Raw genomic sequence first — 12,088 nt, 5'->3', positions numbered from 1 at the left:
CACCGCACGGTGCGCGGGGCCCCGGCGTGGTCGTCCACCTCCCGGGCGTCCCCCCGGCCATGCACATCTCCGCGCCGATGCTGCATGCTGTGCCTTTACGGCCTGACGACCGTCCCCCGGCATGGAGCGGCACATGACTACCCCGACCCCGGTGTTCCCGGACATCTCCATCAGCACGGACCGGCTGGTGCTGCGCGCCTTCGACGAGGACGACATCCCGGCGCACATCGAGATGATGAACGACGAGCAAGTCATCGCCTGGACCTCCGTGCCCCAGCCCTACACGGCCCGCGACGCCCTGGAGTTCGTACGCCTGCACGCCCCCGCCGAGCGCACCTCGGGGCGCGGGATCGTCTTCGCCGTCACCGAGTTCCTCACCCAGCGCCTGGTCGGCGTCATCCACCTGCAGAACACCAACTGGCGCACCCTGGCCACCGAGGTCGGCTACGTCGTCGCCCCCTGGGCACGCGGCGAGGGCTATGCCACCGAGGCCGTGCTCGCCGCCGCGCAGTGGCTCTTCCGGGACCAGCGCTTCGAGCGCATCGAGCTGCGCACCGCGGCCGACAACACCGCCTCCCAGCAGGTCGCCCAGAAGATCGGCTGCATCAGCGAGGGCGTGCTGCGCAACGCCTGGATAGCGCGGACGCAGACGGAGGACGGCGGCTGGACGGACATCCGCACCGACCTGATCGTGTGGAGCCTGCTCCCCGAGGACCTCGACGGCGTCGCCGACCAGCTCGCGGACGCCGGATACGCCTCGTACGCCGACTGGAACTGAGTCAGCCGCGCCCGACCGCACCCCCGCCGCACCAGGTACTCTCACCGTGGCCGGGCCCACCGGGGCCGCCCCGGCCTGCGACAACTCCAGGAGACTGACGACGATGGCCGACCGCGTCACGGTGATCGGCTGGGACGGCTCGCCGCTCACCTCGGCGGCCAGGTCCGCGCTGTCCGCCGCCACCCTGGTGGCCGGCGCCGCCCACCACCTGGCGCTGCCCGAGGTGCCGCCGCGCGCCGAGCGGATCCGCCTCGGCAGCGTCGACCTCGCCGCCCGCCGCATCGCCGGCCACCGCGGCAGCGCGGTCGTCCTGGCCGACGGCGACCCAGGGTTCTTCGGCGTCGTGCGCACCCTGCGCGCCCCCGAGCACGGCCTGGAAGTCGAAGTGGTGCCGGCCGTCTCGGCGGTGGCCGCCGCGTTCGCCCGGGCCGGGATGCCCTGGGACGACGCCCAGATCGTCGTCGCCCACCGCCGCACCCTGCGCCGAGCCGTCAACGTGTGCCGGGCGCACAACAAGGTCGCCGTCCTCACCTCGCCGGGCGCCGGGCCCGCCGAGCTCGCCCTTCTCCTCGAAGGCGTCCACCGCACCTTCGTCATCTGCGAGGAGCTCGGCAGCGAGCGCGAGCAGGTCACCGTCCTCACCTCCGACAAGGTCGCCGACCACGCCTGGCGCGACCCCAACCTGGTCATCGTGATGGGCGGCGGCGGCCACGGCGCCGTACCGGGCTCCGGCTGGATCGCCGGACGCGACCCGGGCCACCCGCAGCAGGTGCGCGGCTGGGCGCTGCCCGCGCACGAGTACGGGGACGGGCTCGGCCCGGGCGAATCGGCCGGTCTGCGCGCCGCCCAGCTGGCCCGGCTCGGCCCGCGCACCGGCGACCTCGTCTGGGACATCGGCTGCGGCAGCGGGGCGCTGGCCGTCGAGGCCGCCCGGTTCGGGGCCGCCGTCATCGCCGTCGACGCCGACCCGGACGCCTGCGCCCGCACCGAGGCAGCCGCGCGCCGCTTCGGCGTCCAGCTCCAGGTACGTGCGGGCCGCGCCCCGCACGTACTGGAGTCGCTGCCCGAGCCCGACGTCGTCCGCGTCGGCGGCGGGGGAGCGGAGGTCGTCTCCGCGTGCGCCGACCGCCGCCCGGAACGCATCGTCGCGCACGCCGCCACCCGCGACGGCGCCGAGGCGATCGGGGCCGCCCTCGAAGCCGGCGGGTACGACGTGGAGTGCGCCCTCCTCCAGTCCGTGGAACTGGACACGAGCGCCTGGTCGGAACGCGAACGCTCGGTCGCTTTCCTGCTCTCCGGAAGGCGCCGGGAAAGGTCCCCGTGATCTCTCCGGCGTGTCGTCCGGGGTAGGCTGGCCGACTGTTGTACCGCACCGGGCCGTTCGGCGCTACGTTCGTCAATGTCCGGAATGGGGAACCGGTTTGGGGCCCTGTCGCGGTACGTCGGATCCTGGGGAAGCGCAACGTGGCGCACCCCACACGTTCCGTGGCCGAGACGGGGCGCCAGGTCGGCGATCTCCCGCGAGAATGCTTTGTGTTCGCGGGACGTTCGCACCGCGCGGCGGACCCGCTCGTTCTTGTTGACGGGTGCGGGGCGCGCCGTGCGTGGGCGGTCCCCGGGCGCAGGCCGAGGAAGCACTACAGATGGGCGAGGGGTACGCATGACTGACACCGGCCAGGTCCCGGGCGAGGGACTGCCGGAGGACGCAGGCATGGTGGAGCAGCCGGGCGTCCCCGCTCCCGGCGCGTACACCTTCCTCGACCCCTCCGACGGTTCGGCGCTCGGCGCGGACGACGACGACCTCCTGCTGATGCCCGGCGCCCAGGGCGCCTGGATCGACCCGCAGTCCGCGCCCGCCCCGCTCGCGGCCCCCGTGCCGGTGCCGTCCCCGGCGCACGCCGCCCACGTCGCCCCCGCCCCGGAGCAGCCCGCCGAGCCCGGCGCCCACGAGGCCGGCGGACGCGACTCCGGCTCGGTGGACCTGGGCGCCGTCCGCACCCAGTCCGCGACGCCCCCGCCCGCGCGCCGCCCGCTGCACATGGGCCCGCAGGTGCCCGACGCCTCCGGCGGTGTCGTACGGTCCCTCGCCGACCGCGGCCCGGCCGCCGGCGCCCCGGTGAACCCGGCCCCGGTGCGCACCCCCGGCCCGCCGACCACCGGCCCCGAATACCTGGACGTGCCCCGTGAGGAGGCGGCCGCGCCCCGGCCCGCCCCCCAGCTGAGCGAGCTCCCGCCGCAGGGCGCGACGCCGTGGGAGTCCGTGGCGCCGCAGGAGGCCGTGCAGGCCCCGGCGCCGCAGCCCGCGCCCGAGCCGCAGCCGGCCCAGCGGATCCGGCAGCCCGAGCCCGTACGAGCCGAGGCCGCTCTGCCGCAGGCCGTGCAGCCCCAGCCGTCCCTCGCGCAGCCGGAACCCCAGCAGTCACCGAACAGCCTGGTCAGCGCCGCAGAAACGGTCGTCCCGGCGGAGTTCGTGGCAGCCGGGGTGCCCGTCCACGCCGTCGCCGCCGAGCAGCCGTCGCCGGTCATGGCGCCGTTGCCGCCGGTCTCGCCCGTGGTGCCCGTGCTGCCCGTCGCGGCCGTACAGCCGCCCGCCGTCGGTCAGTTCGTGCCGGTGGAGGGCTCGGTCCCGACCGGGCCGCACCTGGCCCCGTCGCCGGTCGAGCCGGTCGCCGCACCCGCCGCCGAGCACGCGCCCGTACCGGCGCCGGAGCCCGTCGCGGTGCCCGCCGCCGAGCCGGTGGCCGGGCCGGTCGTGGCCGCCGCGTCGGAGCCGTCGCCGCAGATCCCTCAGCCCGTGGGGCCCTCGCAGCCCGAGGGCGGGCAGCCGGAGCCGGTGGCCGTGACGGTCGTCGAGCCCGCGGCGCCGGTGGCGCCCGTGGCCGTGGGCCCCGAGGCCGCGGACGCCGTGGCCGAGCCCGTCGCCGCCGTGGCCGCCGCGGTTCCGGAGCCGGTCGCCGAGGCCGTCGCACCGGTCGCCGTGGCGCCGGAGGCCGTGGAGGCCGTGGAGCCCGAGGTGGCGCCCGTGCCCGCCGAGCCCGTGGCCGAGGTCCACGAGCAGGCGCCGGCGCGGGAGCCGGACGCGGTGGAGCCGCAGGCCGTGCCCGTCCCGGCCGCCGCGACGCCGGTCGTGCCCGTACCCCGCGCCGAGTCCGTCCCGGAGCCGCGGCCCGAGACGGTTCCGGCGGCCCCCGAGGCACCGGCTCCCGTGCTGGTCACGGACGAGCCCGAGCCCCTGGCCGCCGAGGCCGAGCCGGAGCAGGCCGCGCCCGCTCCAGTGATCATCGAGGACGACGAGGACGCGGCTGAGGAGATCGCCCCGGTCGCTCCGGCCGCCGAGGCCGTCGAGCAGGGCGAGCCGCTCCAGGCCGACGCGGTCCCGGAGGCCGGGAGCATCGACGCGGACGGCGAGGACGCCTACGCCGAGCCGGGCGCCCCGGCCCCCGGCTACGCCGACGCCGAGCGCGAGGCCGTGCTGCGCGTGATGCGCGAGCGGCGCGACATCCGCAACGGCTTCCGCGGCGACCCCATCCCGCACGAGGTGCTGCTGCGCGTCCTGGAGGCCGCGCACACCGCCCCCAGCGTGGGCCACTCGCAGCCCTGGGACTTCGTGGTCATCCGGTCCGCCGAGACCCGCCGCACCATGCACGAGCTCGCCCAGCGCCAGCGCGACGCGTACGCGAAGTCGCTGCCCAAGGGCCGGGCCAAGCAGTTCAAGGAACTGAAGATCGAGGCCATCCTCGACACCCCGGTGAACATCGTGGTCACCGCCGACCCCACCCGGGGCGGCCGCCACACCCTGGGCCGCTACACCCAGCCGCAGATGGCTCCGTACTCCTCGGCGCTCGCCGTCGAGAACCTCTGGCTCGCCGCCCGCGCCGAGGGCCTGGGTGTCGGCTGGGTCAGCTTCTTCGACGAGCGTGAGATGGTCCGCGCGCTCGGCCTGCCCGAGCACCTGGAGGTCGTCGCGTACCTCTGCGTGGGGTACGTGGACGAGTTCCCGGAGGAGCCCGAGCTGATGCAGGCGGGCTGGTCCAAGCGGCGCCCGCTGTCCTGGGTGGTCCACGAGGAGACGTACGGCCGCCGCGCCCTGCCCGGCGAGGACCCGCACGACCTGCTCCAGGAGACCGTCGCCAACATCCGCCCGCTGGACGCCAAGGCGCTCGGCGAGGCGTGGGAGCGGCAGAAGCGGATGACCAAGCCGGCCGGTGCGCTCGGCATGCTGGAGATCATCGCCGCGCAGCTCAGCGGCCTTTCGCGCAAGTGCCCGCCGCCGATCCCGGAGCCCGCCGCCGTGGCGATCTTCGCGGGCGACCACGGTGTGCACGCGCAGGGCGTCACCCCCTGGCCGCAGGAGGTCACCGGCCAGATGGTGGCCAACTTCCTGGGCGGCGGCGCGGTCTGCAACGCGTTCGCCAACCAGGTCGGCGCCGAGGTCTGCGTCATCGACGTGGGCGTGGCGAGCGAACTCCCGGCCACCCCGGGGCTGCTGCCCCGCAAGGTGCGCCCCGGCACCGGCGACATGACCACCGGGCCCGCCATGACCCGCGAGGAGGTCATCGCGGCCGTCGAGGTGGGCATCGAGACCGCCCGCGACCTGGTGGCGGCGGGCAACAAGGCGCTCCTCACGGGCGAGATGGGCATCGCCAACACCACCGTGTCGGCCGCCCTGATCTCCCTCTACACGGGCGTCGACCCGGCCGAGGTCACCGGCCGCGGCACCGGCATCAACGACGAGACGCACGCCCGCAAGGTCGATGTGGTCCGCCGCGCCCTGGAGCTGCACAGCCCGGACCCGGCCGACCCGATCGGCGTCCTCTCCGGGATCGGCGGCCTGGAGCACGCGGCCATGGTCGGCTTCATCCTCGGCGGCGCCTCGCTGCGTACACCGGTGATCCTGGACGGCGTGAGCGCGGGCGCGGCGGCCCTGGTCGCCCGGGCCATCGCACCGGAGTCCCTGGCGGCGTGCATCGCGGGCCACCGCAGCGCGGAGCCCGGCCACGTCGCGGCCCTGAACAAGCTGGGCCTGCGCCCGCTGGTCGACCTGGACCTGCGCCTCGGCGAGGGCACGGGCGCCCTCCTCGCCCTGCCGCTGGTCCAGAGCGCGGCCCGGGCGATGCACGAGGTCGCGACCTTCGACTCGGCCGGAGTTACCGAGAAGTAGCCACTGTCGTACCCGGTGTGCCCGCCCGTTCCGCAGTACGGAACGGGGGGCGCGCCGGGCGACGGTCCGCAGACAATGGGGTCCGGGGCGACGCCCCTGTCCTCCGACGACGCCCGCCGACGCCGCACCAGGAGCCACCCGCCATGGCAGAGAACCCCGCGTACCCCGTAGGCCTGCGCCTCACCGGCCGCCGCGTAGTCGTCATCGGCGGCGGCCAGGTGGCCCAGCGCCGCCTCCCGGCCCTGATCGCGGCCGGTGCCGACATCGTCCTGGTCTCCCCGGGCGCCACTCCCTCCGTGGAGGCGATGGCGGACACCGGCGAGATCACCTGGCACCGCCGCCCGTACGAGGACGGCGACCTCGCGGACGCCTGGTACGCCCTGGTCGCCAGCAGCGACACCGAGGCCAACCGGCTCGCCTCCGCCGAGGCCGAGCGCCACCGCGTCTGGTGCGTGCGCTCCGACGACGCGAGCCAGGCCACCGCCTGGACCCCGGCCACCGGCCGCAGCGAGGGCGTCACGGTCGCCGTGCTCACCGGCGGCGCCCCCGACCCCCGCCGCACCGCCGCCATCCGCGACGCGGTGGTCGAGGGCCTGCGCGACGGCACCCTGGTCGCCCCGCACCACCGCACCCGGACCCCCGGCGTCGCCCTGGTCGGCGGCGGCCCCGGCGACCCGGACCTGATCACCGTGCGCGGCCGCCGGCTGCTCGCCGAGGCCGATGTGGTCATCGCCGACCGGCTCGGCCCGCGCGACCTGCTCGACGAACTCCCGCCGCACGTCGAGGTGATCGACGCCGCGAAGATCCCGTACGGCCGGTTCATGGCCCAGGAGGCCATCAACAACGCGCTGATCGAGCACGCCAAGGCGGGCAAGGCGGTGGTCCGGCTCAAGGGCGGCGACCCGTACGTCTTCGGCCGCGGCATGGAGGAGCTCCACGCGCTCGCCGAGGCGGGCATCCCGTGCACGGTCGTCCCGGGCATCTCCAGCTCCATCTCGGTGCCGGGCGCGGCCGGGATCCCCGTCACCCACCGGGGTGTGGCGCACGAGTTCACCGTGGTCAGCGGCCATGTGGCGCCCGACGACGCGCGCTCGCTCGTCGACTGGGAGGCGCTCGCCCGGCTGACCGGCACGCTGGTGATTCTGATGGGCGTCGACAAGATCGGCGCGATCGCCCGGACGCTGATCGCCCACGGCAAGAACCCCGAGACCCCCGTGGCCCTTGTCCAGGAGGGCACCACCGCCGCCCAGCGCCGGGTCGACGCGACCCTCGCCACCGTGGGGGAGACTGTGACCACGCAGGACGTGCGGCCGCCGGCCGTCATCGTGATCGGTGACGTCGTCACCGTGGGTTCTGCCCACCCCACTACGTAACCCGCGGTAACGGATCTCGGTCCGGGCCGTTGGCACCACACCCAGGACAAGGCAGTATCACCCTGTGGCTGATCTCATCACCATCGACGACCCCGACGACCCGCGCCTGCGCGACTACACGGGCCTGACCGACGTCGAGCTGCGGCGCAAGCGCGAGCCCGCCGAGGGCCTGTTCATCGCCGAGGGCGAGAAGGTCATCAGACGTGCCAAGGACGCCGGTTACGAGATGCGGTCCATGCTGCTCTCCGCCAAGTGGGTCGACGTCATGCGCGACGTCATCGACGAGCTCCCGGCGCCGGTCTACGCGGTCAGCCCCGACCTCGCCGAGCGCGTCACCGGCTACCACGTGCACCGCGGCGCCCTCGCCTCGATGCAGCGCAAGCCGCTGCCGACGGCCGAGGAGATCCTCGCGACCAGCCGCCGGGTCGCCGTGATGGAAGCCGTGAACGACCACACCAACATCGGCGCGATCTTCCGGAGCGCGGCCGCCCTCGGCATGGACGCGGTGCTGCTCTCGCCGGACTGCGCCGACCCGCTCTACCGCCGCTCGGTGAAGGTCTCCATGGGCGCGGTCTTCTCCGTCCCGTACGCGCGCCTCGATGCCTGGCCCAAGAGCCTGGCGACCGTGCGCGAGGCGGGCTTCCGGCTGCTCGCCCTCACCCCGGACGAGAAGGCCTCCGCCATCAACGAGGCGGCGCCCCACCGGCTGGACAAGGTGGCCCTGATGCTCGGCGCGGAGGGCGACGGGCTCTCCACCCAGGCCCTGGTCGCGGCCGACGAATGGGTCCGCATCCCGATGGCCCACGGCGTCGACTCGCTCAACGTGGGCGCGGCGGCGGCAGTCGCCTTCTACGCGGTCGCGACGGGCCGCCCCGAGTAGCGCGCCCCGCAGGGGCGCACTTAAGGGGCGCGGCGAACTGCGTGACCAGCCGCATACGGCCCGCAGCCGAAAGCCAACCCGAAGAGCCTAGAGCTGCTGCGCCGCCGCGATCCCCAGCGCCACGATCAGCGTGACCACGAAGAACACGATCAGACGCTGGCGCAGCAGCCGCGGGTTGGCGGGGCGCAGCCGGCCCGTGCCGGTACGGGTGCCCGGGCGCGTGCCGGGGCGGCCGTTGGTGCCGTTGGTACGGCTGCCGGTGCGGGCGGCGCCGCGGGGCGCGGGCGGGCGAGAGCCTCCGGTGCGCGGCGCCGACCCCCGCGGAGCACGCTCCCGCTGGTCGGCGCCGGTGCCCCGGCCGGTCTCCGTGTAGCGCTGGGTGCGCTCGTCGTGCTCGTACCGCTCGGTGCGCTCGCTCAGCCGCCCGGTGGGGCGGTCCGCCTCGGAGCGGTCGCGCTGGGCGGGCGGGCGCGCGTCCAGGCCGCCGCCCTGCGCCTCCCGCGCCGCGATCTCCTTGAGCCGCATCGAGAGCTGGAGCGTGCTGGGACGCTCCTCCGGGTCCTTGGCCAGACAGGCCCGCACCAGCGGCGCCAGCGCGTCCGGCACCCCGTGCAGCTGCGGCTCCTCGTGCACGACCCGGTAGAGCATGACCTCCGAACTGCCGTGCCCGAAGGGCGAGTCGCCCATCGCCGCGTACGCCAGCGTCGCGCCCAGCGAGAAGACGTCCGTGGCGGGCGTGACCGCCGCGCCGCGCACCTGCTCGGGCGCGAGGAAGCCCGGCGAGCCCACCGCCGTGCCGACATGGGTCAGCGTGGAGGCGCCGGTCGCCCAGGCGATGCCGAAGTCGATGATCCTGGGGCCCTTGGGGGAGAGCAGGATGTTGGACGGCTTGAGGTCCCGGTGCACCACGCCGGCCTCGTGGACCGCCACCAGCCCCTCGGAGAGCGCGGCGCCGATCGCGGCGGTCTCGGACGCGGCCAGCGGGCCCTCCTCGGCGACCTTGTCGTGGAGCGAGGGGCCCGGCACGTACTGCGTCGCGAACCAGGGGCGGTCGGCCTCCAGGTCGGCCGCGACCAGCCGGGCCGTGCAGCCGCCGCGGATGCGCCGGGCCGCCGACACCTCGCGGGCGAAGCGCGAGCGGAACTCCTGGTCCTCGGCGAGGTCCGGCCGGATCACCTTCAGCGCGACCCGCTGGCCGCGCCGGTCGGAGCCGAGGTAGACGACACCCATGCCACCCGCGCCGAGGCGCCGGTGGAGCCGGAACGAGCCGACGACACGCGGGTCCTCGCGCCGGAGCCGCATCATCGCCATTTTCATCCCCGCTGCCCGGTCCTGTTGACGTGGCACAGCTTACGTACCCCCGGGCCGGTGTGCTCATAGGCCGCGCCCTCGCGCACCGATCGATTGTCAGTGCCCGGTGGGAAACTTGAAGAGTGGTCAGCGAGCCGCCGTGCGGGGCGCGCTGGCGCGAGCGTGATCTCAACCGTCCGTCGCAGAAGGGGGATTGGATCAGTGAAGGGTGACCGTGTGGAGATAGTCGTGGACGCGGGTGACACGACACGGACGTACGAAGTGGTGGCAAGCCGGGCGGGTCGCAGGGTGGAGACGGCCGTCCGCAGAGGGGTGGTCGAAGTGAGCGAAGTCACCCGTAGTGGGACGGTGGTGCGCACCGCGCGCTTCATGGCGAACCGGGTCCTGGCCCTGGTCGAGCAGCCCGTCCCCAGGGAGGACGCGTCGGAGGCGCAGGCCCGTCCCCTCCGGGAAGACCCCAAGTCCTAGGACCGCGTCTCCACCCAGGGGAGTACGAGAGTGGGGACCCACTCATCCCCTGGGAGGCCCGGCAATCGGTACGAGGGCATGACGCCCGGCGGCCGCCGTTTCCCTAATGTTGAGGTCAAGCGGCGGGTGCAGCACTCGTCCCCCGAGGTCAGACGCCCGCCGCTGCCCAATCGACAGGAGAGGGACCATGGCGGACACGGCAACGCGGACGGTTCTCCGCACGCAAGGACGCAGGGCTTACGCCGCGGCGTTCGGTGTCCGCCGGTCCGGTCCGCGCCACCCCTTGGTGGCGACGGCCATGGCCCTTCCCCTGGCGGCCCTGCTGACAGTCGTCTTCGGCGGCTGGGACGCGGTGGTCACACAAGCGTCGTCCGTGGGCGTGATGCTGGGGCGCTGAGCGGCGCCCTGGACCCGGTAGAGCGGACCGGGTCGGGGACATCCGGCCATTTTCAGCCCCGTGGGGACGGGGGTGCGGCGGACGGCAGAAAAGGCGTTGCCCGGACGGCTGGGGAGCCGGCCGGGCAACGCCTTTTGCATGGGCGGGGGTGCTCCGCTGGGCCCGGTGGTTTGGCTGCGGGCCGTCTGTGGCTGGTCGCGCAGTTCCCCGCGCCCCTGAGAGCCTGCCCGGGCCGGGGCACCTCGGCAGGAGGGCCGTCGCGGGCTGAGCCGTACGCTGGGAGACCCATGCCCCCCTCACTCGTTGCCACCCTGGCCGAGGCCGCCCGCACGGCGGCCCACCGCACCGCACCCCGCCACCCGTGCGGGACGTGCGCGGCGGCCGAGGTCCTCGCCGACCGCCCGGACGGCACCGTCGTCCGGCACGGCCGCGTCGTTGCCAAGGCGCATGCCCCCGACACGGACCGGCCCGCGCTCGACGTCCGCCTGTCCATCGCCGCGCACCCCCTCCTGCACGGCGTACTGCTGCCACCCCTCAAGCCCGAGGCTTCCGTCCCCCCAAGGGGCGCGGGGAACTGCGCGCCCAGCCCCCACCGGCCCGCAGACGAAGCACCCGGCCGCCCGCCCGTCACCCTCTGGCCCCACGGCACCCCCGTGGACCCCACCGACCCCGACAGTGCCCCCTGGGCCGAGGCCGGGCGGCTGGTGGCGGGGCTGCACCGGGCGCCGGCCGAGGTGCTGCCCGGGCCGCTGCCCGCGATGCGGGGGCCCGCCAAGGCGGCCAGGGCCGTGGCGCGGATGCGGGGCGCCGGGGTCCGGGGCGCGGCGGGTGATTCCGTGCTGCGCGCCTGGGGTCAACTCCCCGCGTGGGCCCGGGCCGAGACCCAGCGGCCCGGCCCCGCCCGGCTCTGCCACGGCGACTTCCACCTGGGCCAGCTCGTCCGGCACCCGGCCGGGAGCGGCGACTGGCTGCTCATCGACGTGGACGACCTCGGCCTCGGCGACCCCGCCTGGGACTTGGCGCGCCCCGCCGCCTGGTACGCGGCGGGTCTGCTCGACCCCGGCGACTGGGCCCGCTTCCTCGCCGCGTACCGGGAAGCGGGCGGTCCCGCCGTCCCACCGGAGGGCGACCCCTGGCCCCAACTCGACGTGCCCGCCCGCGCCCTGACCGTACAGACGGCGGCCCTGGCCCTCGCCAAGTGCGCGAGCGAGCGCCGAGCGCCGGACGAGGCGGAGCTGGCCATGATCGAGAGCTGTACCCGAATCGCAGCACTCCCGCCCGAGTTCCCGTGACGGCGGCCGACGTAGGGTGCTGATTGCCCATCGTAGAAACGGCGAGGAGTTGAGCCGGTCATGCAGTGTCCCAAGTGCCACGCACCCATGCACACGTACAACCGCAACGGTGTCCAGATCGAGCAGTGCAGCGGTTGCCGGGGAATCTTCCTCGACTACGGGGAGCTGGAGTCGCTGACCCGGCTGGAGTCGCAGTGGGTGCAGCAGGCCCCGCCGGCACCCGCCCCGCAGGCCTACCCCGCGCCCCCGGCCCCGCAGGGCTACCCGGCCCAGGCCCCGCACGCCCCGGCCTGGGGCGCCCCGCAGCAGCACGGCGGCCACGGTGGTCACTACGGCCACAAGCGCCACAAGGGCTTCGGCCACATGCTCTTCTCGTCCTGAGCTCGTGAGCGGCGCGGCCCCGCACAGCGGGGCCCCTGCACGACGAA

The 12,088-nt window shown here is 75.2% G+C and carries 10 protein-coding genes; 9 read left to right on the top strand and 1 reads right to left on the bottom strand.

Annotation, left to right across the window (positions count from 1 at the left end; all coding sequences use genetic code 11):
• Positions 1-121: 121 nt before the first annotated feature.
• The 5 genes from OG965_RS10210 (at position 122) to OG965_RS10190 (ending at position 8,192) form a co-directional block, all read left to right on the top strand.
• Positions 122-778, top strand: a complete 657-nt coding sequence (locus OG965_RS10210) for a GNAT family N-acetyltransferase (protein ID WP_371651338.1) — start codon at positions 122-124, stop codon at positions 776-778.
• Between the two features lie 103 nt (positions 779-881).
• A complete protein-coding gene (gene cbiE, locus OG965_RS10205) occupies positions 882-2,102 on the top strand; it encodes a precorrin-6y C5,15-methyltransferase (decarboxylating) subunit CbiE (RefSeq protein WP_371656904.1) in 1,221 nt (406 codons plus the stop codon).
• A 336-nt stretch (positions 2,103-2,438) separates the two neighbouring features.
• Positions 2,439-5,939 (top strand): nicotinate-nucleotide--dimethylbenzimidazole phosphoribosyltransferase, encoded by a 3,501-nt coding sequence (cobT, locus tag OG965_RS10200; protein WP_371651336.1) that lies wholly within the window; start codon positions 2,439-2,441, stop codon positions 5,937-5,939.
• A gap of 143 nt (positions 5,940-6,082) precedes the next feature.
• Positions 6,083-7,312 carry a uroporphyrinogen-III C-methyltransferase gene (gene cobA, locus OG965_RS10195; protein ID WP_371651335.1) on the top strand — a complete coding sequence of 410 codons (1,230 nt, stop codon included), beginning with the start codon at positions 6,083-6,085 and terminating at the stop codon, positions 7,310-7,312.
• 64 nt (positions 7,313-7,376) lie between these two features.
• The gene (locus OG965_RS10190) at positions 7,377-8,192 is read left to right on the top strand and encodes a TrmH family RNA methyltransferase (protein WP_371651333.1); all 816 of its coding nucleotides are present in this window, start codon (positions 7,377-7,379) and stop codon (positions 8,190-8,192) included.
• An 87-nt stretch (positions 8,193-8,279) separates the two neighbouring features.
• Here OG965_RS10190 and OG965_RS10185 read toward each other — a convergent pair whose 3' ends face one another.
• Entirely contained in the window at positions 8,280-9,503 is a 1,224-nt protein-coding gene (locus tag OG965_RS10185; RefSeq protein ID WP_371651331.1) for a serine/threonine-protein kinase, read from the bottom strand.
• A gap of 201 nt (positions 9,504-9,704) precedes the next feature.
• Between OG965_RS10185 and OG965_RS10180 the strand changes: the two genes are divergently transcribed.
• The 4 genes from OG965_RS10180 (at position 9,705) to OG965_RS10165 (ending at position 12,041) form a co-directional block, all read left to right on the top strand.
• A complete protein-coding gene (locus OG965_RS10180; protein ID WP_190089580.1) occupies positions 9,705-9,971 on the top strand; it encodes a hypothetical protein in 267 nt (88 codons plus the stop codon).
• A 187-nt stretch (positions 9,972-10,158) separates the two neighbouring features.
• A complete protein-coding gene (locus tag OG965_RS10175) occupies positions 10,159-10,368 on the top strand; it encodes a hypothetical protein (RefSeq protein ID WP_371651329.1) in 210 nt (69 codons plus the stop codon).
• Between the two features lie 287 nt (positions 10,369-10,655).
• Positions 10,656-11,660 (top strand): phosphotransferase, encoded by a 1,005-nt coding sequence (locus OG965_RS10170; protein ID WP_371651327.1) that lies wholly within the window; start codon positions 10,656-10,658, stop codon positions 11,658-11,660.
• 60 nt (positions 11,661-11,720) lie between these two features.
• The gene (locus OG965_RS10165; protein ID WP_371651325.1) at positions 11,721-12,041 is read left to right on the top strand and encodes a zf-TFIIB domain-containing protein; all 321 of its coding nucleotides are present in this window, start codon (positions 11,721-11,723) and stop codon (positions 12,039-12,041) included.
• The last annotated feature ends 47 nt before the right edge of the window (positions 12,042-12,088 follow it).

This window comes from Streptomyces sp. NBC_00224, assembly GCF_041435195.1.
Classification (GTDB): Bacteria; Actinomycetota; Actinomycetes; order Streptomycetales; family Streptomycetaceae; genus Streptomyces.
Note: the sequence above shows the minus strand (reverse complement) of the source record. Positions and strands in the feature narration are given on the sequence as shown.